Origin of the sequence: Clostridioides sp. ZZV14-6153 (assembly GCF_020657855.1) — a bacterium.
Taxonomy (GTDB): Bacteria; Bacillota; Clostridia; order Peptostreptococcales; family Peptostreptococcaceae; genus Clostridioides.
Map to the genome: position 1 here is coordinate 38407 of NZ_JAGWCZ010000017.1, position 26366 is coordinate 64772.

24 protein-coding genes are annotated in these 26366 nt (G+C 25.8%); 18 read left to right on the plus strand and 6 right to left on the minus strand.

From position 1 onward, the window contains the following. Positions 1-36 precede the first annotated feature (36 nt). The 11 genes from KGF46_RS16770 (at position 37) to KGF46_RS20155 (ending at position 10501) form a co-directional block, all read left to right on the plus strand. Positions 37-1347: an RsmF rRNA methyltransferase first C-terminal domain-containing protein gene (locus KGF46_RS16770; RefSeq protein ID WP_227829975.1), complete on the plus strand. Its 1311-nt coding sequence runs from the start codon at positions 37-39 to the stop codon at positions 1345-1347. A 100-nt stretch (positions 1348-1447) separates the two neighbouring features. After that, positions 1448-1984 (plus strand): signal peptidase I, encoded by a 537-nt coding sequence (gene lepB / locus KGF46_RS16775; RefSeq protein ID WP_227829974.1) that lies wholly within the window; start codon positions 1448-1450, stop codon positions 1982-1984. A gap of 213 nt (positions 1985-2197) precedes the next feature. Then, positions 2198-2734, plus strand: a complete 537-nt coding sequence (lepB, locus tag KGF46_RS16780; protein ID WP_227829973.1) for a signal peptidase I — start codon at positions 2198-2200, stop codon at positions 2732-2734. Between the two features lie 9 nt (positions 2735-2743). Next, positions 2744-3499 carry a sugar phosphate isomerase/epimerase family protein gene (locus KGF46_RS16785; RefSeq protein WP_227829972.1) on the plus strand — a complete coding sequence of 252 codons (756 nt, stop codon included), beginning with the start codon at positions 2744-2746 and terminating at the stop codon, positions 3497-3499. 73 nt (positions 3500-3572) lie between these two features. After that, complete coding sequence (locus KGF46_RS16790; RefSeq protein ID WP_227857017.1) at positions 3573-5240, plus strand: nucleoside kinase; 1668 nt, start codon at positions 3573-3575, stop codon at positions 5238-5240. Positions 5241-5585: 345 nt separating this feature from the next. Next, positions 5586-6515, plus strand: coding sequence for a glutaminase A (glsA, locus tag KGF46_RS16795; RefSeq protein ID WP_227862188.1), 930 nt, complete (start codon positions 5586-5588; stop codon positions 6513-6515). A 97-nt stretch (positions 6516-6612) separates the two neighbouring features. Continuing rightward, a complete protein-coding gene (locus KGF46_RS16800) occupies positions 6613-7176 on the plus strand; it encodes an ArsR/SmtB family transcription factor (RefSeq protein ID WP_227433610.1) in 564 nt (187 codons plus the stop codon). 299 nt (positions 7177-7475) lie between these two features. Then, positions 7476-8312: a deoxyribonuclease IV gene (locus tag KGF46_RS16805; RefSeq protein ID WP_227862189.1), complete on the plus strand. Its 837-nt coding sequence runs from the start codon at positions 7476-7478 to the stop codon at positions 8310-8312. Positions 8313-8612: 300 nt separating this feature from the next. Next, positions 8613-9608 (plus strand): aldo/keto reductase, encoded by a 996-nt coding sequence (locus tag KGF46_RS16810; RefSeq protein ID WP_227862190.1) that lies wholly within the window; start codon positions 8613-8615, stop codon positions 9606-9608. Positions 9609-9899: 291 nt separating this feature from the next. Further along, on the plus strand, positions 9900-10064 hold the full coding sequence (locus KGF46_RS20150; protein ID WP_304521572.1) for a transposase: 165 nt from the start codon (positions 9900-9902) through the stop codon (positions 10062-10064). A gap of 113 nt (positions 10065-10177) precedes the next feature. Further along, a complete protein-coding gene (locus KGF46_RS20155) occupies positions 10178-10501 on the plus strand; it encodes a transposase (protein WP_255287876.1) in 324 nt (107 codons plus the stop codon). 744 nt (positions 10502-11245) lie between these two features. Here the strand turns inward: KGF46_RS20155 and KGF46_RS16820 are convergent. The 3 genes from KGF46_RS16820 to KGF46_RS16830 all read right to left on the minus strand — a co-directional run bounded on the left by KGF46_RS16820 (position 11246) and on the right by KGF46_RS16830 (position 12506). Next, entirely contained in the window at positions 11246-11413 is a 168-nt protein-coding gene (locus KGF46_RS16820; protein ID WP_227829967.1) for a hypothetical protein, read from the minus strand. A 570-nt stretch (positions 11414-11983) separates the two neighbouring features. Beyond that, a complete protein-coding gene (locus tag KGF46_RS16825; RefSeq protein WP_227829966.1) occupies positions 11984-12190 on the minus strand; it encodes a helix-turn-helix transcriptional regulator in 207 nt (68 codons plus the stop codon). Positions 12191-12194: 4 nt separating this feature from the next. Then, on the minus strand, positions 12195-12506 hold the full coding sequence (locus tag KGF46_RS16830; protein WP_227829965.1) for a DUF6442 family protein: 312 nt from the start codon (positions 12504-12506) through the stop codon (positions 12195-12197). Positions 12507-13125: 619 nt separating this feature from the next. Here KGF46_RS16830 and KGF46_RS16835 point away from each other — a divergent pair. The 5 genes from KGF46_RS16835 to KGF46_RS16855 all read left to right on the plus strand — a co-directional run bounded on the left by KGF46_RS16835 (position 13126) and on the right by KGF46_RS16855 (position 20389). Continuing rightward, entirely contained in the window at positions 13126-14904 is a 1779-nt protein-coding gene (locus KGF46_RS16835) for an ABC transporter ATP-binding protein (protein WP_227862191.1), read from the plus strand. After that, positions 14882-17956: a lantibiotic dehydratase gene (locus tag KGF46_RS16840; RefSeq protein WP_227842750.1), complete on the plus strand. Its 3075-nt coding sequence runs from the start codon at positions 14882-14884 to the stop codon at positions 17954-17956. The genes KGF46_RS16835 and KGF46_RS16840 overlap by 23 nt, the downstream gene beginning before the upstream one ends. A 64-nt stretch (positions 17957-18020) precedes the next feature. Further along, on the plus strand, positions 18021-18230 hold the full coding sequence (locus KGF46_RS16845; RefSeq protein ID WP_227830321.1) for a hypothetical protein: 210 nt from the start codon (positions 18021-18023) through the stop codon (positions 18228-18230). Positions 18231-18384: 154 nt separating this feature from the next. Then, positions 18385-19107, plus strand: a complete 723-nt coding sequence (locus KGF46_RS16850; protein ID WP_227862194.1) for a flavodoxin family protein — start codon at positions 18385-18387, stop codon at positions 19105-19107. Then, positions 19088-20389 carry a lanthionine synthetase LanC family protein gene (locus KGF46_RS16855; protein ID WP_227854899.1) on the plus strand — a complete coding sequence of 434 codons (1302 nt, stop codon included), beginning with the start codon at positions 19088-19090 and terminating at the stop codon, positions 20387-20389. Before KGF46_RS16850 ends, KGF46_RS16855 begins: the two co-directional genes overlap by 20 nt. 192 nt (positions 20390-20581) lie before the next feature. Here the strand turns inward: KGF46_RS16855 and KGF46_RS16860 are convergent, their stop codons facing one another. The 3 genes from KGF46_RS16860 to KGF46_RS16870 form a co-directional block, all read right to left on the minus strand. Next, complete coding sequence (locus KGF46_RS16860; protein WP_227854898.1) at positions 20582-20818, minus strand: hypothetical protein; 237 nt, start codon at positions 20816-20818, stop codon at positions 20582-20584. A 242-nt stretch (positions 20819-21060) separates the two neighbouring features. Next, complete coding sequence (locus KGF46_RS16865; RefSeq protein WP_227842749.1) at positions 21061-21291, minus strand: hypothetical protein; 231 nt, start codon at positions 21289-21291, stop codon at positions 21061-21063. Between the two features lie 983 nt (positions 21292-22274). Next, positions 22275-22679: a RusA family crossover junction endodeoxyribonuclease gene (locus KGF46_RS16870; protein WP_227433607.1), complete on the minus strand. Its 405-nt coding sequence runs from the start codon at positions 22677-22679 to the stop codon at positions 22275-22277. A gap of 349 nt (positions 22680-23028) precedes the next feature. Between KGF46_RS16870 and queG the strand changes: the two genes are divergently transcribed. Next, positions 23029-23943, plus strand: a complete 915-nt coding sequence (gene queG, locus KGF46_RS16875; protein WP_227842748.1) for a tRNA epoxyqueuosine(34) reductase QueG — start codon at positions 23029-23031, stop codon at positions 23941-23943. Between the two features lie 105 nt (positions 23944-24048). Then, complete coding sequence (locus KGF46_RS16880) at positions 24049-26286, plus strand: Lon protease family protein (protein WP_227830315.1); 2238 nt, start codon at positions 24049-24051, stop codon at positions 26284-26286. The last annotated feature ends 80 nt before the right edge of the window (positions 26287-26366 follow it).

The window sequence follows — 26366 nt, forward strand, 5'->3', positions numbered from 1 at the left end:
GAACAAGCAAAGCAGATAAAAAGGGGGATTATAAATTTGGCAAATTTACCAAAAGAATTTTTAGAAGATATTAGAGAAATACTACAAGATGAATATGATGATTTTATAAAAAGTTATGATGAAGAAAAGACTACTGGTCTTAGAATAAATACATTAAAAATTGACAAAGAAAAATTATTGAATTTAGATTTATTTGATTTATATCAGATACCATGGGCAGATGAAGGTTTTTATTATGATGATAAAATTAATAGACCTGGTAGAAATCCATTACATGAGTCTGGAGCATATTATTTGCAAGAGCCTTCTGCAATGAGTGTAATACCAAAAGCAGATATTAAAGAAGGAGATAAGGTACTTGATATGTGTGCCGCACCTGGTGGCAAATCTACATATATATTATCTAAATTAAAAAACACAGGTTTATTGGTTTCTAATGAGATTAATGCGAGTAGAATTAAAGCTCTAGGAGAAAATTTAGAACGATTTGGGGCAAGAAATTGTATTATAACAAATACTGATTCTAATAGCTTAAGAAAGGCATTTAATGGGTATTTTGATAAGGTGATTATAGATGCACCTTGTTCTGGTCAAGGAATGTTTAGAAAAGATGAAGTGGCCATCTTAGATTGGAGTCATGCAAAAGTACTTGAATGCCAATCTATTCAAAAAGAGATTATAAGAGATGGATATAAAATGTTAAAGAAAGATGGTATTTTAATTTACTCAACATGTACTTTTTCAAAAGAGGAAAATGAACATGTTATAAATGAGTTTATCAGTGAACATCCACATGCAGAACTTGTTGAGATGGAAAGGCTATGGCCTCATAAAATAAAGGGAGAAGGTCATTTTGTAGCCAAGATAAAAAAATTAGAAGAAGAAGAAAGTAATGTAAAAGAATTAAAAATAAAAAATTTAGATAAAGAAATAAAGGATTATAGGGAGTTTGAAAAGAAATTTTTAAAGACTGATTTTTATAGCAATAAAAAAAATAAATTTTATTTAAGAGGGGAAAACTTGTACCTACTTCCTGAAATATATCCAGATACAAAAAAACTAAAAGTATTGAGATACGGTTTGCATTTAGGGGTTTTAAAGAAGAATAGATTTGAGCCTTCTCATGCATTATCTCATTACTTAAAAGTTGAAGATGTAAAAAACGTTGAAAACTTTAGTGTACAAAGCGAATCAATTCTTAAATATTTAAAAGGGGATGTTATAAATTCTAATGAAAGTAGAGGGTGGGTTTTGGTCTCGGTTGAAGATATACCTTTAGGTTGGGGAAAAGAATCTGCTGGAGTAATTAAGAATCATTACCCTAAAGGTCTTAGAAAAGTATTTTAAACTATTAGAAAAAAGAAGTATAATATTTATATTGTAAGTTTATGGTAGATTAGTTTTGCTGTAGATTGACTTAATATTGAACACAGAGGAGACGATTTTAGTGGGTGAAGCAGTTAAAAAAGAAGTTGTAGAGTGGATAAAAGTGATTGTCATAGCTCTTGTTTTGGCATTTGCAATAACGCGTTTTATAGTGCCAACAATAGTTAAAGGAGAATCAATGTATCCTACGCTTGTAGAACGCGATTATTTGATAGTCAATAGAATTGCGTACAAAGTAGGAGAGCCAAAATACAAAGATATAATAGTATTCAAAACCGACTTAACAGAAGAAAATGGAAAGAAAAAAGATTTAGTAAAAAGAGTTATCGGGGTTCCTGGTGACCATGTAAAGATAAAAGACTCCAAGGTATATGTAAATGATAAATTGTTAGATGAGGCTTCCTATATACATAATAATCGTACTGATGGAGATATTGATATTGTAGTTCCAGAAGGAAAATTATTTGCGATGGGAGACAATAGAGAAAGAAGTTTAGATAGTAGATACGATGAGGTTGGATTGGTCGACGAGCACACCGTTTTAGGAAAAGTTCTAGTCAGATTGTATCCATTTTCTAAGATAGGGACTATTGACTAAACATTATAAATATAAAATTTGGAGCAATCGCTGATTAACTGAAATCACCAGACCATACACAATAGTTGTCTATATTATGATTTGTATAAAAGTATTTACTAAAAAATTTATATACAAATAGACAACACCTTATTTAGTAGACTTATCTAAAAGATAGTGTTTAAAAGTAGCATTATCAATAAAGATAATATAACTATAAAGGAGAATTTGTGAATGAATGAAACTATTAAAGAAGAGATTGTAGAGTGGATAAAAATAATTATTACTGCACTTTTTTTGGCATTTATTATAACTCGCTTTATAAAACCAACATTAGTAAATGGAGAATCAATGTACCCAACACTTAAACCACACGATTACTTAGTGGCAAATAGAATGACATATAAATTATCAGAACCAAAATGTGGAGATATAATGATATTTAAGACTGATTTGTTACAAGATAATGGAAGAAAAAAAGAGCTAGTAAAAAGGGTTATAGGTGTACCAGGTGACCATTTAAAAATTAAAGATTCTAAGGTTTATATAAATGGTAAGTTATTAAATGAAGTTTCATATATACATGATAATTATACTGAAGGCGATATTGATATGGTGATTCCTCAAGGTAAAGTATTTGCTATGGGAGATAATAGAGAAGTAAGTTTAGATAGTAGGTATAAAGAAGTGGGATTAGTGGATGAACAGAATATTAAAGGAAAAGTTATTGTAAGAGTGTTTCCTTTTACACAAATAGGTATTTTTGAGTAGGTGATTTGTATGGCAGTTGGTGTGGCATCTTTATTGTTTAATATTGAAGATGCTTTAAAGCTTTGTGAAAGTACAAAGGAAATAACTCATTTGGAAATTGGTATTGATAATATATCTGAATGTAGTGAGTTATGTAAATATAAGCAGAGAATTTCTAAACTAGGGTTGTCTATAGGAATACACTTACCTATGGAATTAAACACTTGTGAAAATATAGAATATATACGAGCTTCGTGGATAAGTTTTATTGAGAAGATAGAATTAGAGCTAAAAGGATTTGATATAAGGTACTTTAATCTTCATTTGGGTTATATTATGACAAATAGACTTAAAAAGAATAGGGACAAGTATTTAGATAATAGTGTGGATTTTTTAAATAAGATAAATACAGATTCATATATTTGTATAGAGAATACTTATTCAAAAGGTGGCGATTTTTCAAATATTGGAAATATATCCTATGATTTTGAATATATATTTAAGAGGATTAAAAATTCTAAGATTTGTTTTTGTTACGATACTGGACACTGTTTAATTGATGAGGATGATTATTTAAATAACTTGAAAGATAAGATAAAATTGATACACTTAAGTGATAATGATGGTATCAATGATATACATGTTGGTATAGGAAGAGGTATTTTATCTGAAGAGAGTGTTAAAGAGGTTTTAAAATTAGATGCAGAATATTTAGTATTAGAAATAAATTATGAAGACATTGAAGATACTATAAGTAAATTGAATCATATTGTAGGAGAGGGTTAAATACCTCTCTTTATCTTGTTGATATGCCTTGTTGATTAAAATGTATATTCATCAAAAGGAAGGAGATGTTGAAGTGAAGAAAATAAATTTAAAAATAGACGGAAGAAATAAGGAGTATTCATTAGACGAAAATTCTTTGGGAATTAGACTAGGAGATATAGCAAAAGAGTTTTGCGATGAACATAAAGGATATATAACACTTGCAGTTGTAGATAACAAATTGAAAGAGTTAAATTGTAGAGTGAAGAAGGATTGTGAGATAGAGTTTTTAGATACTACAAATGAAGATGGAGAAAGAGTTTACTTTAGAGTCATGTCATTTGTGTTTGTGATGGCTTGCAGAGAGATATTTTGGGACAGCAGAGTTACAATAGAACATTCACTATCTGGTGGACTATATTGTGAAGTTCATATAGAGAGAAAACTTAAAGAAGTTGATATTGAAAATATAAAAAATAAAATGCAAGAGATAATAAATAATGACTACATTATAGAAAAAATAGAAGTTACGAGGGATGAAGCTATTTCTATATTTGAAAATAATGAGATGTATGAAAAAGCAGAGCTTTTGAAATACAAGGAATATGATAGCGCTAAAGTATATAAATGTAGAAACTATATAGACCATTTTTATGGATATATGTTGCCATCAACTGGTTATATAAAATCGTTTGATATCATACTTTACAATGGAGGCATTATAATTTTAGGGCCTAGTGAAGAAGATAAGACTCTTCCTATGAAATTTATACCTCAACCTAAGCTATCAAATGTATATTATGAAGCAGAAGAATGGTCAAGACTCATGGGAATTGATAAGGTAGTATCACTTAACAGAATAATAGAAAATAATGAATATGGAGATATAATAAGAACATTTGAAGCATTACATGAAAAGAAACTATCTCAAATAGCAGATATGATAAAAGATAACAATAAGAGAGTAGTTTTAATAGCAGCTCCATCCTCATCTGGAAAAACAAGCTTTGCTCATAGACTATCAATACATCTTAGAGTAAATAACTTAAATCCGATTTCAATATCTTTAGATGATTATTTTATAGATAGAAAACATACTCCTTTAGATGAATATGGAAACTATGATTTTGAGTCAATTTATGCTATAGATTTAGAGAGATTCAACTTAGATTTAAATAAACTTTTAGCAGGTGAAGAAATTGAGGATATAAGGTTTAACTTTAAAGCTGGAGCAAGGGAGTATACTGGCAAAAAGATAAAGATAGACTCAAATCAACCAATTATATTAGAAGGTATACATGGGTTAAATCCTATTTTAACAGCATCTATACCAGATGAAGATAAATTTAAGATATACATAAGTGCCCTTACTCAAATAAATTTAGATGACCATAATAGAATTCCTACTGCTGATTTGAGAATGATAAGAAGAATTGTTAGAGATTATAATTTTAGAGGATATAGTGCTGATAATACTATTTTGCAATGGGCATCAGTTAGAAGAGGAGAAAAGAAAAACATATTCCCTTATCAAGATGAAGCAGATGCTATATTTAATTCCGCCTGTGTGTATGAATTAGCGGTTTTAAAGCGATTTGCTAAGCCTCTATTGGAAGAAATAGATGAAGATAATCCTGCTTATATTGAAGCGACTAGATTATTAAAGTTTTTACAGTACTTTGTTGAACTAGATGATATTTCTGATATACCAGGAACTTCAATCCTTAGGGAATTTATTGGAGGAAGTAAAATAGTTGATTAGCATGTATTATTGATTATTTTATTGTACTCATATTGAACTAAATATTTTCTTAGAGATACTGAATAATCTATGGTTTGTATTTTAAATAATATTGATGGAGTATTAAAGTGAAAATTCTATTTAGTTATCAAAAATTCTTTGTTTTGTGAGAATTAGTATAGATAATAAATACTGTTTAACTTTAATACTCCTTTTATAATATTATGATATTTTTTATAATATGCTTGAAAAATAAAGTTAAGTTTGCAAAAAATAGTTTTAAAGTATAATTTTTTTTAACACTGTTTTATTATAGTATAAACTTGTGCTAAAATAGAGTATATAACATAAGATGATGAGGTGCATATGAATACGTTAGATGAGACATTATTAAAAGAAATTATAAGTTCTAATAAAAAATATACAAATTATGGACAAGTTGCTAGTTACATACCAGAATTAAAAAATGCTCGTAGAAATGATTTAGGAATTTGTATTATAGATAGTGAAAATAACCTTTATAGTGCTGGAAATTGTAGCACGAAATTTACTATACAAAGCATTTCAAAACCAATTGTGCTTGCAATGGCACTTATGGACAATGACTGGGAAGACGTTTTTTCAAATGTTGGAATGGAGCCAAGTGGAGACCCATTTAATTCTATAATGAAACTTGAGACTAATGATACTAAAAAGCCTTGTAACCCAATGATAAATGCAGGAGCAATAGTTACCACTTCTCTTATAAATGGGAGCTGTTTGGAAGAAAAAGAAGAAAGAATGCTTAGTTTTTTTAGAAAGTTGGCAAAAAATGATAATATAGGAATAAATTATGATGTCTATAAGTCTGAAAAAATGACTGGAGATAGAAATAGAGCTATGGCTTATCTGTTAAAAAGTGATGGATTTATCAGAGGTAATGTAGAAGATGTTTTAGACCTTTATTTTAAACAATGCTCAATTGAAGTGGATTCTATAGATTTAGCGAGAATTGGTATAAATCTTGCTAATTATGGAGTAGACATAGAAAATGGAGAGCATTTAATGAGTGAAATGGTATCTAGAATTGTCAAAACCTTTATGATGACTTGTGGAATGTATGATGCTTCTGGGGAATTTGCTATTAAAGTTGGAATTCCTGCAAAATCTGGGGTTGGGGGTGGTATAGTGGCTTCTGTGCCAGGACGTATGGGTATTGGTGTTTATGGACCTGCACTTGACAAAAAAGGTAACAGCGTCGCAGGAGTTAAAGTTTTAGAGGAGTTGTCAAATAAACTCAGATTAAATATTTTTTAAAATTTTAAGAAAGGATTTTTTTGACAACAACATATAATTTAATATATAATTAAATTGTAAAGAAATATGAATTAAATAAATTTTTTAGGAGGGGTCAATGAAAGAGGTATTGGTATTACGAGATTTGGAGTGCATAAAGGCTATTGCACATCCACGTAGAATAGATATTCTAAAAGCATTTGACAAATCGCCATTGTCAGCAAAACAATTATCTCAATTATTGGAAGAACCTCATGCAAAAATAAACTACCACATAAAAATGTTATACAAAGTTGGTATTTTAGAATTAGTTGAGGAAAAAATAAAGTCGGGGATTGTGGAAAAATATTATTATCCAAGTGCAAAAAATGTGGTTATAGGGAACAGGATACTTAATTTTTCTTTAGACAATGGGGAAGAAAAAGAAGAATTGTACATATCAAGATTTGAAAATATGAGTGAAGTTTTTTATAAAGCAGCAGAGGAAGATGTTTTAGAAAATGAAAATATAGTTGATTATCATGATATTTCTCTTACTCATGATGAATTAGTTGAACTTAATGACACTATGAAATCAAAGATAGATGAAATTTTAAATAAAAGACAAGACAGCGTTGAAGGTTCTAAGTATGATATAGCTATGGTTGTAGTTCCTACAGTTGAAGAAGAATGTCCTAATTAGAATCATTAATTATGTATTAATTATAAAACATAAGATTAGAGATTGAACATCAGAATTTACTTAATAATCAAAAAATACTTTTGAGCATGAGTAAAATAATGATTTTTAGTCTCTATTTTTTTATGCTATTAGAGTGAATAAATATGCTCTTTGAAATTTATCAAAATGGGTATAATTAAACTATAAATATTAAAATTTATAATTAATCTATACGAAATTAATTATAGTTATACTAAAATCAATACTTACTTATTAAAAGTTTAAAAATTAAAATTATATATAAATAAAAGGAGATTAATATGATTAAATTAGGAACACATATTTCAATAGCAAAAGGATTTGCAAAGGCAGCTGAAACAGCTGTGTATATTGGTGCAAATACATTTCAATTTTTTAGTAGAAACCCAAGAGGAGGAAATGCTAAAGCATTTGATGAAAAAGATATAACTAAATTTCAAGAGATTAGAAAAGCAAACAATTTTGCACCATTACTTGCACATGCTCCATATACTATGAATCTAGGTGGAGTGAAGGATGATGTTTATGAATTCGCAACACGAGTAATAGATGAAGACATAAGAAGAATGGACTCACTAGGTATAGAATACATGTGTTTTCACCCTGGAAGTCATGTAGGCGGTGGAGTAGACTTTGGTATAGATAGAATAGTAAAAGGGCTAAACAATGCTATTAAAGGAGATGAAAATATAACGATACTCCTTGAAACAATGTCAGGAAAGGGAACTGAAATAGGATTTAGTTTTGAGCAGTTAAAGAGCATAATAGATAATATCGAACATAAAGAAAGAATAGGTGTGTGTCTTGATACATGTCATATTTTTTCAGCTGGTTATGATATAGTTAATGATTTGGATGGAGTTTTAGAGGAATTCGACAAGGTTATAGGTATAGATAGATTAAAAACTATACATCTAAATGATAGTATGATGCCATTTGGAGATAAAAAAGATAGACATGCTGCAATAGGTGAAGGTAAGATAGGACTAAAAGCTTTAACTGATTTTATGGAACATCCAAGCATTAAAGATTTGCCATTTTTCTTAGAAACACCTTTTGATGATGAAGGTCATAAGATAGAGATTAAGATGATTAAAGAAATTTTATCTAGTAAATAATATTTTAATGTGATGTAGATAGTATTTTGATTTGATATAAATAATATTTTGATGCTATGTAGATTAAATTTAGATTAGAAGTTAGTGAAATATAGATTGGTATATTATGAAGCATATTAAATGAAATCTTGATTTAATATAAAAGAGTATATTATAAACTATATAAATGAACTTGATAATATGTGTATATATTGTGAATAGTATATAAATAGATTGCAAAAATTCTCATAATTTGTTGTATAATTAAAAGTAACATATTGATAATGTGTAAAATTAATTAAAAGTTAGGTGGGGAAGGTTATGAGAAATTTAGGCAAAACTAGTATGAAGATAAAAAGAGTCGGTTTTGGGGGAATTCCAATACAAAGAATTACACAAGAAGATACTAATTTAGTTATAAATGAGCTAGAAAAACAAGGCATAAACTTTATTGATAGCGCGAGGGGATATACAATAAGTGAAGAAGCGATTGGAATTGCTATAGAAGGAAAAAGAAATAAATTTTTTCTAGCTACTAAAAGTATGTCTAGAGATTATGATTCAATGAAGAGAGATGTGGAAATAAGTTTAAATAACTTTAAAACTGATTTTATAGATTTATATCAATTCCACAATGTTAAAGAAGAAGAGTATGACAATCTTTTTAAAGGTAAAACAGCTTATAATGCTCTTTTAGAAGCAAAAGAACAAGGTAAGATAAAACATATTGGTATAACTAGTCATAACTTAAATACTATAGAAAAAGCTTTAGAAAGTGGCAAATTTGATACTATACAATTTCCTTACAATATAGTTGAAGGACAAGCAGACGAGGTATTTAAAAAAGCTCATGAAAAAGGAATTGGTATAATAGTAATGAAACCTTTAGCTGGTGGAGCTTTAGATAATGCTACATTGGCTATTAAATATATATTGTCTAAGGACTATATAGATGTGGTTATACCAGGAATGGATAGTGTTGAGCAAGTTAGACAAAATGTCGCTGTGCTTGAAAATCTTGTATTAGATGAGAATGATGAGAAAGCAATTGAAGAAATAAGAAATTCTCTAGGTAAAAAATTCTGTAGAAGATGTGAATATTGTATGCCTTGTGCTGTTGGAATAAATATACCTTTAAGCTTCTTATGCGAAGGTTATTACACTAGATATGGATTAGAAGAGTGGGCTAAGGAAAAATACGAAGTTATGGATGTTAAACCTACTGAATGTATTGACTGCGGGCTTTGTGAGAGTCGATGTCCATATGAACTTCCAATAAGAGAAATGTTAAAGACTGTTGTTGAAAAGTTAGGATAGATTTTACTTATTGAAATCGGTGTAATGTAGAATAATTTGTGCTTCAAGATTAATAAAAAGCTTCTTTATGGCAATGATTTAAATATAATCAAATGTCATAAAGAAGCTTTTTTATGAATACTTTAGAAAACAATTAGTCAAATAAATTATACCAGATGGAGAATTTATAAAATCTAGAGATATATTACAAGAGATGTTAGAGCAAGAAATGGCATTAGAACTAGGTTATGAAAATGGTGACAACCATAATAAGAATACAAGTAACAGAAGAAATGGATATAGCAAAAAACTATAAAGTCACAATTTGGAGATTTACAACTAGATGTTCCAAGAGGCAGAGATAATGACTTTAATCTAATAGTCGTTCCTAAAAACATTAGAGATACCTCAGGAATCGAAGGAAAAATAATATCACTTTATGCAAGAGGTATGTCAACAAGAGATATACATGACTAAATATTAGATTTATGTGGTATAGAAATTTCAACTGATAATACAACAAATGTTGTAATTCAAGAACTAAAGAATGGCAAAATAGACCCCTTAAACAAGTTTATCCTTTTGTATTTATGGATGCAATTCATTATAAAGTAAGATATGATGGAAAAATAAAAAATAAAGCTGCATATGTGATTTTAGGAGTAAATAAGGATGGTTTCAAAGATATTTTAGGAATATGGATAGGTGAAAACGAAAAATCAAAGTTTTGGTATAGTGTTTTAACGGATTCAAAAAATAGAGAAGTTAAAGATGTACTGATTTTCAGTTTTGATGGATTAAATGGCTTTAAAGAGGCGATAGTTGCAAGTTATCCTAATTCTGTAATACAAAAATGTATAATCCATCAGATAAGAAACACTTTTAAATATATTTCATACAAAGATTCAAAATAATTAATAAGTGATTTTAAATCTGTATATAAGGCAGTTAATGAACAAGAAGCTTCGTCAACTTTAGATAAAATAGATGAAAAAGGTGGTAAGCAGTATCCTTAAGCAATTAAAATTTGGAGAAATAACTGGGATGGTATATACAATCAGTTATCCATATTTTTTGATAATAGAATATAATTTTTAAAAATCATATTCTAAAAATTTGCCATAATAGATATGGTTTCCAAAAATATTTAGGAATATCCAAATATATATATTTTACAATTTATTAAAATAAAATTCATATATTGGGAAACATTAATAGTAAATAAACAATTGTGCTATAAAGCGAAAATTATCTTTAGAAGCACAAATTAATTTACAATTTCGTTTAAAATCAGTGATTATTCAAAAGATCTTACATTTATATTTAAAAATGACGAAAATATTATTCAAAAAAATAATGAACTTGAAAGATAGTCAATTTTCTTATAAAATAAATAGGCACAGATTAAGAGAGTATACAGTATCTACTTTCTTAATCTGTATAAAAAAATATTTAGATATATAAAATAACTACTATTTTAGTGTTAATACTAATTAGACTTTATTTCATATTTTCGTTTTTATCCATATAAATGCTTACTATCCCACTCTTTATGTCTTGTTTAAAATTGTAAACTAAAGCTTTGAAAATTCGATCTCTAGAATAAAATCTTACTATATCATATTTCTTGTCAAGAGTTTCAGTATGTGAGGAATTTTTTATTGTAAAACTAACCTTTGCATCTTTTTTAAAAACCAATTTCCATTTTTATGCATATCTACATAGTATCCAATATCAGTGTATTTTCGAATATCTGAACGCTTACACTGTTTCGTAATAGTATCTGATGATTTATATTCTACAAAGTCAATCTCACATTTTTCCATACAAAATTCCTCATTTGTTATATTTTTTCAAGAATAGTCAAGAAATCTCCCTATTAAAGATACAGATTATTATTTTTGGTAGTTTATCACACTTGCAAAATAAAAATAGTTTATTTTACCATAATCCTGTGAACGCTTAATTTACAAAATACAAAATGAACAGATTGAAATTTAATAATATTACAGTTCGGAGAAAACAGTGTTTAACCATATATAAGATAGAGTGCATATGTGTAAAAATGGAGTATAGGTAATTAGATGCTATAGTTGCTTTTTACTTTAATCTTTTTTACTTCTTTAAATCTTTATACAATTCTTTGGCTAAGTTTTACATTATAGATTATAGAAGTTTTTATTCTTAAATAATTTAGAGAAAGATTTCATTTGTTCCATATAACAAGCTTAAGCAATTTTTTCAAATTCTTTATGGAATATATTATTCTCAAATATCTCATAATCATTCTTCACAGCCTATTTTTTATTATTCCTTATATATACAACTATATAACCTTTTTATTTAAATTACACATATTACATAGAATTTTTGGTAATAATATAACTTTACTATAATTAAAAATAGAATAATTTTTCAAATTTTTTATCTAAAGCTATACACAAAATAAGTGCTAGTCTTGCTGTTGGATTGAACTTTCCTGTTTCTATTGAACTAATAGTGTTCCTTGACACACCAACTAATTCAGCTAATTGGCTCTGAGATAAATTTATTTCTTCTCTAGCTGCTTTTAAGTTATTTTTTAATACTAATTCTTTTTTCATTTGACTACCTCAATGATAATAGTACAAAATTAATTAATGAAAAAATAGTACCGATTGTACCTATAATTCCAACAATAATATAAGATTTTTTATGTGTAAATGGATATTTTGAAATAGTCTCAGCAGCTAAAAATGCCCAAAATAATGAAGATGCAGCATAACTTTCTTGTCCTACATAAGCATTAAATAGAATGATAAAAACGTATATACAACAGAATACAAAATATCCTACAGATCTTCCTTTATTTTGTATATATTTTATACCTTCATCATTATTTGATTGGCGGCTCTTTTTTAAAATTTCCTCTTTATTCATTTAATAAACCTCCTTTTATATATGCCAAGTTTACTTGGTATTAATATTATTATAGCATGACAAGTTTTATTGTCAAGACTGAAAATAAATTAAAATATAGATTAAGACATTAAGTGTTTGAAGAAGAAAGGAATTAGTAGATAGACATCTATTTACTAGTACAATTTAATCAGAAGGTATAAAAATTATAGTATTTTACTAATTTATGTTAAATGATAAAATAAATTATATTAAAAAAATATTATAATTTTGCTATTTTAAATAACAAAATTATAAATTTAATAGCAATAATTTTTTGAAATATATATTAATAACATAAAATAATAAATTTTATTATAAATTTTATTGTAAAGTTTGTGTACTATTATGTATAAAAATAAGTGTTGAAATTAGGAAAAACACCTAATATACTAATAATAAATAGAAAATTAATAAAATATATATTATTCATAAACATAAATTAATCCCATATCACATTTGCAAATGTCAAAAAATCATTAATACTTTTTAAAAAGTAATCTACATGTATGATTTATCTCAATTATAATTCAACTTTATGTAACTGCAATTATTAATTAAAATGGAAGTGATAATTATTAAAAATAATAAAATCTTAAAAATGAAGCGAATAATAAAATTAATATTAGATACTGATAAAAAATTTATTTTTATCAGCTTGATTTCTTCAATAATACTATCAATTCTACCATTGTTATCTCTTAATTTAATGCAAGAAATTATAAATTCTTTGCAAATAAGTAATAAAAATATTGAAAAAATATTTGTTATTGTATTTTTATATTTATTTGTAAACTTTTTACTCTTAATAATAGAAACATTTATAGGTTATTATAAAAACAAATTTGAATTAGAGTTCAATTTATGTTTAGATAACTTAATTTTAGAGAAGGCATCTAATCTTTCTTTAAAAGATTTTGAGGATAGTGATGTGTATGATAGATTTAATAGAGCACAAGGAGATATCAATAATAAAATTATATTAATGATAAGCACAATTATTCAAATAATGACTTTACTAATAACCACTATTTTATACATTATAAAATTTATAGGTTTTAATATTTGGATTATACCTTTTATTATAATTATACCTATAATAAAATTTTTCGTTATAAATAAACTCAATATCAAGAAATATAACATCATTAGAAATAGGACAAGTGAGACTAGAAAATCATGGTATTACAGTTATTTAATTACTAATGGAGATGCTTTCAAAGAATTAAAAATTAACAATTTATTTTCATATTTTATAAAAAAATATAATATATACATAAATAAATTTAATAAACAAGACTTAACATTAGAGAAAGAAAGACTGACTAAAATATCACTATTAGATTTTTTAGAAGAATTTATTGATGGCATATTATTTGGAATAATAATATATTTTGGTATAGTTCAAGTTATATTAATAGGTGATGTTATTACATATACAAAACTGATAATGAATATAAAAGATAATATTAAAAATATTTTGAATTTATTTTCAATTTTAAAGCAAAACAGTTTATATATCAACATGTTATTTGAACTTTTAGATATGACAAATGAAGTTGAACTTCAAACAAAAAAGACATTAATAAAGGTAGATTCTATTGAAAAGATTGAATTTAGAAATGTATTTTTTAAGTATAAAAGTAGTCAAGATTATATACTTAAAAATATAAATTTAGTTATGAAAAAGGGTACTTCTTTTGCTATTGTAGGTTTAAATGGTAGTGGAAAAACTACTTTAGGTAAATTAATAATGGGTTACTATTTTGATTATGAAGGAGATATTTTAATCAATGGAGTTGATATCAAAAATATAGATATGGATTCATATAGAGAAAAGTTAGGATTTTTATTTCAAGATTTTTTAAGGTTTGAAGCAACACTTAGAGAAAATATTTATTATGGTAACCTTACTTTAATTAATGATGATATGAAATTAGAAAAAATAATAAATAAGTTTGATTTAAATAAAATTATAGAAGGTGAAATTAATAAATATGATATACAATTGGGATATTGGTTTGACTCTGGAAAACAAATTTCAATGGGACAGTGGCACAGAGTTGCCTTAGCAAGAACTTTTGTCAAAAATGCAGATGTATACCTTTTAGATGAACCTAATTCAAGCCTAGATCCATTTACAGAAAACAACTTATCAAACTTATATACAAAGGTTTTCGAAAATAAGATAGGTATAATAATAACCCATAGATTTATAAATATTGTAAAAAAAGTTGACGAAGTAATTGTTATAGAGAAAGGAAGTATTGTAGAGAAAGGAACACATGAATACTTATTTGAACAAGGAAAATTATATTCAAAACTTTATAAAATACAACTAGAAGGGGAGTTTATTGATGGAGAATGTGAACAGATATAAATGTCATGATATTTTTATGGTAAGAACACCATCTTTACCCATAAATATATATACAGCATTAGATGGATACTATAATGAAAATGTTGAAAATTTAATTCAAGAATACAATTTATATAATTTTTTTGAAGAAAATTTACTTGTATCAAGTAGAAATTTATATGACTCTTTTGAAAAGTATACTATAAAAAAAGAAGAAGGCAAAATAAAAAAAATAAAGAACTACAAAGAAAGTCTTTTGAAATATATAATAAGATCATCATCAAGACCAACACCATTTGGTGGTTTTAGTAAAGTAGGACTAGCACAATTTAGGAATAGTGATATTGGAATAAATATTTCTAAGGATTTAGTAACTAAAAAAGTTAATGTTGACAATTCTTGGCTTCATTTTATAATAAATTCTTTTGAAAATAATATAATAATTTTAAAGCAATTAAACTTAAAAATTAATCCCTTATGTTATAAATATGGAGATAGATTTAAAAATCCTTTTTGTTCTAATTTAGGTAATGAAAAAATTTCTTCAAATAAAAATAATATTAAATATTCAAACTTGATACAGTTAATTAAAGAAGAATTAAAAACGTTTAAAAGTTACGAAAAATTATGTTTAGCAATTGTATCTATGTATGAAGGAATTAATATAAATATTGTTAATGACACTATACTTAAGTTAATAAAAAGTGAGTTTATATTAACTGATTTAAGAATAAATTTATTAACTCATGAACCATTAAAAAAGCTAATATCAAAGCTTGAATTTCTAGAATTAGATGAAAAAAACAAAGAAATCTTATCAAAATTAAAAGAGTTAGATTCTTTAATATTTTTTTATAATAATTATAATTATGATGTTAATAATATTAAGAAAATCTCTTCTATTATGGAGAGTATCCATAAGTCAAATACATATTTAATGTTAAACACTGGTATAAAATTTAATAATAATTCAATTGATATTAATATAAAAAAAGACTTAGAAGAATTTGCAAATATTTTTAAAAATTTATTTATTGAGAAAAAATATGATAATGAATCTGTGGAAGATGATTTTATAGAAAAATATGGACTGAATATAGAAGTACCATTTGTTGACTTTATTGATCCTAATGGTTTTGATGCAATTAAAAGATTTAAACATGTGAATGAGCATAATAAATTAATATATGAAAGAGAGGATATGATCAAACGACTATTAGAGAAAAAGTTAACCTTATCTCAGATTAATCATAGTGACGAAATAATAATAGAGGAAAAAGATATAAAAGATGAAATTAAGCCTAAAACTGAACTGCCAATATCTTTTGATTTAAATGTTTTTATAACTAAAGATGAAATGAATAACTATAATTATTTCGTTGGACCTAATGTAGGAAGTGACGATGGTGGAACTACATTCCAAAGATTTGAAGAGGTATTAGATAAGAAGCTTTTCCAAGAGTATTTAGACATCTATGACAAAAAAAATAAATTAATAGATGATGACTATATAGTATCAGAAATAAGAGAGATAAGCTCAAATGGTAGAATTACTAATATATTTAATAAAACAACAAACTATAATAATTATATTAATTTTGGATTTCCTTCTAATGATAGTGTTGGAGAAATTAATGTGGAAGACTTATCAATAGGCTTAGATGACAACGCTCAATTTTATATTAAATATAAAAATAATAAAAAGATAAAATTTGTACTGGATAATATGTTGAATCCTAGCGTAATAAATGATGTAGCATATATTTTGTATCGTATTTCTAGTAATTACAATAAATGCTTGATACATAGAATATTTATGTTTAATGATATAAGTAGTGTTTATATCCCAAGAGTAAAAATTGGAAAGGTTACGGCTTTTCCAAAAACTTGGATATTAGATTCTGACGATTTTACAGTTAATGATAGCTCAAAATTTATTTTAGAATTAAAAAATTATATTAATAAATTTTCCATTGATAAATATGTTTACTTAAAGAGTGCTGATAATAGATTGTTAATTAATTTGGAAAAAGATGTGTATAGTAATTTGATATTAGCCTCATTAAAGAAATCTAGGTTTGTAGAGCTTTCTGAAGTTGAAACTAATTTAATTGATGGAAGTATGGTGGTAGATGAATGTAATAATAAATATATATCAGAATTTGTTTTTACTTTTATTATAGAAAACTATAAAAAAGCTATACAAATAAACAAAGGTAGAAAAATAATAAGTGAAAATAGATGCTTTAATTTATTTTCAGATGGTTGGGTATATATAAAAGTTTATGGTGTGGGAGATAGAAATTTAGATGTATTAAACTCTATAGAAAATGAGTTAAGGTTTAATCTAGATAAACATTTATTTTTTTTCATTAGATATTTAGACCATACAGGATATCATTTGAGAATAAGATTTAAATTTGAGAGTAAAGAAAGTTCAATAAAAAATATAGGAAAAATTAGTGAGTGGTTAGAAAAAATAGAAAATAGTAGAATGGTTAATAAAGTGATTTTTGATGTTTATGAAAGAGAAACAAATAGATATGGAGGTCTAAATCTTATAAGTAAAGCTGAAGAATTATTTGAATCTGATAGTGAGTTTGTCATATCACTGTTAAATTCTTATAATATCGAAAATAAAGAAGTGTTGGATGAGATATATTTATTTGGAGTTATTTCCATTTTAAAAACTTTAACTAAAGATTTAGATGAATTAAATGAAATATTAATGGATTTTGATAAGTTAGAATATAGGAAGGAATTTCATAAATCAAATAACAAATATGTTAGCTTTGTAGAGAATGTTTTAAAAGACAACTTTGAAGCCTTTGTAAAAGATAAAACTGTTTTAGAAAACTATTTATCTAGAAAAAATAAATTAACTGAATTTAAAGTATTAACTAATAATGAGAAGTCATGCAACAATACTGAAGATAATAAAAATTTATTTTTATCAATATCACACATGTTCTGTAATCGTTTACATGGTGATAGAAACTATGAAGAAAGAATATTATCCTTAGCTCATTTATCAGTCAAAACAATTATTAATCAGAGCAAATATAAACAATAACTTGGTAAGTAGCAAATGCTTTATAATAAAATGGTTACATAAAAAATTGAAAGGATGGTTAGTTATGGGAAAATTTGATGATTTTAATATTGATTTAAGAGAGAATAAAAATGATGCTTTAGTTGATTCAAAAGCAGTACCTCCATCTACTTGGGGATGTGTTATTACTACAGTACAAATATCAATACAAGTTTGTACAAATATTTATTGTGGAGGAAGTGATTCATGCAATTGCAATATGACGAAAATTAGTATATGTGGTAAAAAGAAGTAGTTAATTAAATAAATTTTATAAAGCATTTGTTATTAATATAAGAAATGAATTGATAAATCATAAGTTTTAATTAAAAAATTATACTGGTTACCTTATGCTTAATAAGTAGATATATAATTAAGGGGGGGGTATTATTAAAAAAAATATTGTAGCTATCATAGGTTCTAATAATAATAGATCACAAACAAAAGCAATTACAGAGAATATACTTAATGAGTTGACAAAACTAGATCAAGCTTATAGTTACAAAGGTATTTTTCTAGGAGAATTAAATCTTAAGTATTGTATAGGATGTCAAAAATGTTTTAATGATGGTTTTTGCGAATTAGATAAATTAGATGATATGGTCTTAATTCGTGAATATATGGAAAAAGCAGATATTATACTTTTGGCATCGCCAGTATATGCCAATGATGTATCTGGGATAATGAAGACATTTATAGATAGGATATCTTATCAATTTCATCTATTAAGTTTTTCAGGTAAATTAGGATTTACTTTAACTGTTGCTGATCACAGCGGGTCAGAAAAAGTTATTGAATATCTTGATCATTTATCTATTCATTTAGGAATTAAAAATTTATCTAACTATAGTTTTATTTATATTAATGATTCAATGTATGAAAAGCCAACTTTAATAGCTAAAGATATGCTTAGAAAGATACAAGGAAACTATGGATATTCAAACTATTATTTAGAGTATTTATTTAGAATGTATAAATTTGAAACATTACCAAAGGATGCTGTGAATTTTGAAAATGTGTCTCATCAAAATGAGTTAAAATTTTGGTCTCAAAATTGGATAAAAAATACTGATTCTTTCCAAGAATTTGCTGCCAAAAAAAGGAGCATAAATTATGATCTCTATGAAAAGTAATATTGAATTGAAAAAAAGTTATTTTGATAAAATTAAAGTTATTATTGAATGGTATTTAATATCAATAAAACAAGAATATAGAAATGATTACATACCACCATTTAGATATGAAGATTATTTAATTACAATATCCGAATTTATTCTTTTGGTAAATAATGAGAAAAAAGAAGAATATATAGAAATAGGATATAGTTTAGCAAGAGGTATAAAACATAAACTAGAACATGATTTTGAAAGTAATAAAAAGCCTTCTATGTTTATTGGTTTAGGTTATTCAGCTTTTTCAGTATATTTATTTAATAAAAAAACAGGTCTTTTAGGAAACTTTTTATACTCATTAAATAATTTATTATTGAGTGAGTGTTATAAGAAAGTTGAAATTTTAACAAAAAATATAACATTTAAAGGTTCTAAAGATACTGATTATGATTTAATATATGGAGTATCTGGTGTATTGTACTATCTTTTAGAATTTGAGTGGGCTGATGAAGATATTTGTAAAATAATGAAAATTGGCGAATATCTTATATCACTTTGTTTTGATTATGAATATAAAGAATATATAATTCCAAGATTCCATATGGAATCTAAGTATATCATTAATGAAATTGATAAAGATAGATTTCCAGAAGGTTATTTAAATTTTGGAATGGCTCATGGTATGATAGCACCTTTAATTTCAATAACTAAATTAAAGAAAAAGATTAACAATATAAAAGATATTGATAAGGCTATAGATAAAATTTTAAATTTATATAAGGTGTTTGTAAATAAAGAAAAAGATTATTATAGATGGCCAACACAAATATCCCCTGATGAGTATATGAAAAAAAGTTTCGATGTTAATCGCTCGCAGATAGAGAGTTGGTGTTATGGAGGAATGAGCATAGCTAAAGGATTGAAAAATGTATTTATAAACTTAAAAAATGATACTTTAGTATTTCAAAGCAATGATATGTTAAAAAACTTATTAACTCAAAATTTTGAGCAATATGATTTGTACACACCAATTCTTTGTCATGGACATAGTAGTGTTTTATCTATAATGACATCAATATATAAAGAAACTAATGACAAAGTTTATCTGTACAATCTTGAAAAAACTTTGGACGAAATATACCTATTATTTGATCCATCATTAAGATTTGGTTTTAAAACATTTAGAGACGCAGAAATAATTAAAAATACAAGCTTTTTAGAAGGAACAACAGGTATAATTTTATCATTAATTTCAATAATAAGTAATGAATCAGATTATGAAAAATTATTATTTCTAGTCTAAAGTGATATGAGGGCTACTTCAATTACAGCATGAACAATTTTATTATATGATATTTTACTGCTTTATCAACTAAACCAGTAGCCCTAAATTCTATGGCATATTTAAAAATCAAATTTAAATATTTATTCTGAACATTTGATATCTAAAACTATTATAGTAATATATATAGTCATCTGTAGCTTTAACTAATTGTTAATATGTATCAAACTTTTGCAAATAATACCTTTCCATCTTTAAAATCTCCCCAAAACATGCCATAGGAGACTTATCAATGCAACGACTAACTCTTGACATACTTTGTACCATGACTTGTGTTAAAAGCTTTGATTTAAATACCTTACTAGTATACTGGTAACCTCTATTACTATAAAAGATAGGTTTTTCACATGGATAGACTTCTATTGTTTTATCAAAAGTTTCGAATAACATATGAAAATATACTTCTATCATCTAAATCCAAAATCGCATTTAAATAAGCCTTAGTCCCATTAGTTAATTTAAATTCAGTTACATCTGTTAACCATTTTTGACAGGTTTTATCTGCACTAAATTTTCTACTTAATACATTTTCAGCAATAATTTCTGGTATACATTTAACATAAATAAATTTATTTTTTCTATAAATAGATCTTAAGCCTGTGCTCTTATTAGTCTGTATACTCTTTTGTGACTCACATAAGTTTATACTCTATATTTAACTGTAGAGTCATCTTTAATGAACCAAAGACAACATTTTTCTCTTCATATATCTTAGTTATCAATGTTGTTAATTTAATGTTTTCAAGTTCTAAATTACTTTTATCTAGATTTAGCCATTTATAGTATCCAGAACGATTTACTTTAGCAATTTCACATAATTGGATAAGCGAAGCTTTTTTTTCATTGAATAAATATTGAATCACTTTATGTTTATCTTCATTCTGGGAAGTGTAATTACCACCATCTTTTTATTTTTTTAACTTCTTTAAGAATTCATTTTTCAGTTATAATTTGTGTTTTCTGCTTTTACAATTTTCAATTCCAGCTTTATCTCATCTAATTGAGTTAATGCATCTTCTTTTTTGCTTTACCTCTTCTATTTTCTAATCCATCTATACCTTTTTCTTTATATTTAAGAGTCTATCTTCTAACTTAATTGTATGAAACAGAATATTTTTCTGCTATTAAATTGTAAATTACTGATGACTATGATTGGGGCTATAAATGAGTTTGAAAGAACTAATCTACTGGAACGTAAAGTGGAATGTATAATAATAGCAAAACAGAAAGGTAAGCACAAAGGAAGCAAAAATATTGTGATTGAAAATTTTGAAGAATACTATAATAAATATATTAATAAAAGAATGTAAAGTTGATACGAAAGTTGGGTTATAATTAAAAGAGGAGCTATAGGGAAATTTGTTTTTACACAAATCTACTTATAACTCCTAAAATAATTTATTTTTTTAAAAATGGGTAATGTAAAATAATTTGTACTTCAAGATTAATAAAAAGCTTCTTTGTGGCAATGATTTAATCATATTCTAAAAATTTGCCATAATAGATATGGTTTCCAAAAATATTTAAGAATATCCAAATATATATATTTTACAATTTATTAAAATAAAATTCATATATTGGGAAACATTAATAGTAAATAAACAATTGTTGCTATAAAGTGAAAATTATCTTTAAAAGCACAAATTAATTTACAGTCTCGAAATCGGTGTAATAAATTTACACCGATTTCTTTTTTTGTAAGTATTATCATTATATATAAATTATTTTTTTAGTACAACTGTCATGCAGATATTTAATTTATGCAAGTCCAGTATTTATACAAGTACTAATTATTATATAAATATTGTTTTTGTATAAGTATAATTTTATCATCACATACAGATTTTTATTTTTCAAAAATATTATAAGATATATCATATTTAGATATTGGATAAAGTTCAATTTCAACTCTAGGGTTATCCTTATCTATAAAATCAAATAAAAGTACTGGCTTAAGCTGCTTATCATTTTTTATTATTCCACTTTTTTCAATACCATCACAAATGCTCTTTGGATAGTTATGTAAATCGCCCATTCTCTTATTAGGGAAGAATAATTTTAACACTGTTATTAAATTTTCTTCAACAGTTTCTCCTTGATACTGTTGATTTATAAAACCTGCAATCATGTTCTCATATGCTAAATACTTAGAATATTTTCCCTTTGAAGGCATCCATGCTTGACCATTTATATTATGAAGTTTAAAATTAGATTTACTAATGGGTCTACCTGGTATTGTTATTTTAATCAATTTATTCACCATCCTTATACAGTATTTATTATAATCTGTGGATGGTTTAAAAGCAAATTCTTATTTGTTGTGCTTTTATGAATAACAAAATATAGATAGTGAAAAATAAGTAGTGTTATAAGAGCAAAATAGCTGAAAATTTAAAATAGATAAATATTAAATTATACTAAGACAACAGTACATAAAAGTCAAATTATATAGAAAATAAATTATATAAATATGTAAATTTAAAAAATTAGACTATTTAGACTATATATTTTTAGACTATACAAATGTTGTTATGTCTAAACAAAGAAACAGAAGTAGCATAATTGTAATTTTAGAATTTAAGTTGAGAAGGAATAATTTTATGGATAATAACAGAGTAAAAGAATTTTGTAATCTTATAGGATTAAAGTGTGTAGGAATAGCTGGAGTAGATAAGTATGAAAATCTAAGAGATATACTTGAAGATAGACAGAAAAAAGACTATTTAACAGGTATGGAAGAACCTATAATTGAAAATAGAATTAATCCTAGAAATATAATGGAAGATGCTAACTCCATAATAGTGTGCGCTTTTCCATACCATATAAATAGACAAGAAAAGAATAAAAATTCAAATTTATCAAAATATTGTCATGGAAAAGACTATCATATTGTAGTAAAAGATTTTTTACAACAAATTTGTGATTATATTTCCAAAAATGTAGAAGGTTTTAAATATAAGGTATTTGCTGATAATGGACCATTAGTTGACAGATATTTAGCTTATTTATCGGGTATTGGATATTTTGGAATAAATAATAATATTATAACTGATGAATATGGTTCTTATATATTTATTGGATATATAGTAAATAATTATAAGTTTGAAGAAGATAAACCACTAGAAAAAAGCTGTTTTAAATGTGGAAAATGTGTAAAATATTGTCCGGGAAATGCTATATTGGGAAATTATGATATGAATCCTAAAAAATGTTTATCATATATAACTCAAAAAAAGGGAGATTTGACAGAGGAAGAAAAGTATGTTTTAAAGAAAAGTAAAAAGATATTTGGATGCGATATTTGTCAGGAAGTATGTCCGCATAATATTGAAATACCAACAACTCACATCTTGGAATTTAAGGAAGATATAATAGATTATTTGGATTATGATGAGATACAAAATATATCAAATAAAGAATTTAAGAGGAGATACGGAGATAGAGCTTTTAGCTGGAGGGGTAAAAATATAATAAAGAGAAATATGGAAATAATTTTAGATAAGTATGATGACTAATAATAAGAGTCTATTTCATATACTTTAATGTGTATTTACTTTAACACTTATGGTGTAAAAGTCATATTATATCATTAAAGTTAAATATGGGGAGGTGGGGGAGTATTGAAATATAATAATACATCTGAAATAAGTCCACTAGATAGTATATTGGGTCAAGAAAGAGCAGTAGAAGCTATGGAGTTAGGTTTAAAGATAAATAATCCAGCCTATAACATATACCTAGCTGGGGAATCTGGAACAGGTAAAAGTACTTATGCCTTAAAGGTTTTAAATGAATATGCATCTAAAAAAAGTACACATAAAGATTGGTGCTATATATATAATTTTGAAAACCCTAGAGAGCCTATGATAGTTGAATTAGAAAAAGGGTTTGGAAGAGAACTTAAGAAAGACATGGAAAAGTTAGTTGAAAGTCTTTTAGAAGATTTTAAAAATGCATTTGAAAGTGAAGATTTTGAAATAGAGAAAAATAAACTTTTGGATGAATATGAAATAGAAAAAGATATGTTACTAAAGCAGATTAAAAAATATGGAGAAGAAAAAGGATTTAAACTAAAACAAAGTAAAATGGGAATAGTTTTCATACCTTTGAAGGAAGATGAAGAAGAAAGTGATATATCAGATGAAGAGTTTTATAAGGCTAAAAGAGAACTCGAAAACATGGCAATACAAGTTGTGTATAAAATTAGAAACTTGGAAGAAAAAGCTGAAAAGGCTGTATTAGAGCTTGAAGAAGAGATAGCTAAGCTTGTAGTAGAACCTCATATTAAATCGTTATGTGAAAAATATGAATGTTATGAAAAAATTCAACTTTATCTGGAAAATATAAAAAAAGATATCATAGAATACATGTATTTATTTTATTTAGATGAAGAAGAATTGAAAGATAAGTATGATAAAGAACACTTTATAAAATATAAAATTAATTTATTTGTAGATAATGGAGGTTCAAAAAATAAGGAATCAGCACCTGTCATAGTGGAGATAAATCCAAGCCCATCAAACCTATTTGGAAAAGCAGAATATGATTATGCAAATGGAAATATAAAGACTGATTTTACAAAACTATTATCAGGAGCATTTCATAGAGCTAATGGCGGATATTTGGTGCTTTATGCAGACCAGTTATTAAAATATACTATGTCTTGGGAAATTCTTAAAAAGACATTGCAAACAAAAAAAGTAATTTTAGAAACACAGACAGCAATTAAACCAGAAAATATGCCATTAGATGTCAAAGTGATACTGATTGGAAGTCATTATATATATGATATTTTATATAGATATGAAGAAGATTTTGGAAAATATTTTAAAATATTTGTAGATTTTGATAGCGAAATGGATAAGAATGAAAATAATGAAGATGGAATAGCTAGATTTATAGCATATCAATGTAATAAAAATGGCTTAAAACATTTTACGAAAGATGCAGTTGACGAAGTTGTTAAGTTTAGTACTAAATTGTCTGGTGATTTAGAGAAGCTATCAACTAAGTTTAATAAAATAATGGAAGTTGTAATAGAAGGAAGTGCATATGCAGAATTTAGAAGTTCCAATTATACAGAGCGAGATGATATTAAAAAAGCAATAAGTGAAAAGAAAAAGCGTATTAATAGAGTAGAAACACACATGGATGAATCAATTGAAAATGGTTTTACTCTAATAGAAACAGAAGGAAAAAAAGTTGGAGTAATAAATGGGCTATCAGTTTTAAGTACAGGAGAATATTCTTTTGGTAGGGCTTCAAGAATTACAGCCACTACTAGTCCAGGAAGTAATGGTATAGTAAATATAGAAAGAGAAGTAAATATGAGTGGCTCAATACATAATAAAGGAGTGCTTATATTAGGGGGCTATCTTTCTGAAAACTTTGCACAGAATTTATTGATGTCATTAAATGCGTATATTTGTTTTGAGCAAAATTATGGAGGTATAGATGGAGATAGTGCATCTTCTGCGGAGTTATATGTATTGTTATCATCTCTTAGTGGTGTACCAATTAAGCAAAATATTGCGGTTACAGGTTCTATAAATCAAAAGGGAGATATACAAGTAGTTGGTGGAATAAGTGAAAAAGTAGAAGGATTTTATTCTATATGTAAAACTAAAGGCTTAAACAATGAACAGGGTGTAATAATTCCTAAGAAAAATCAGAGAAATCTTGTTTTATCAGATGAAGTTAATGACGCTATAAAAGATGGAAAATTTAAAATATATACAGTTGAAAGAGTGGAAGAAGCTATAGAGATATTGACAGATGTTAAATTTGAAGAAATAAAAAAATTGGTCAAAGAAAAACTACTATCTTTTAGTAAGATACAAATTGAGTCAAAAGAATAAGTTTATAATAGAATTTAATGGGTATTTATATGTATAATAAAAAGCAGGAACTTTAATAAGTTTTTGCTTTTTTTGTGAAA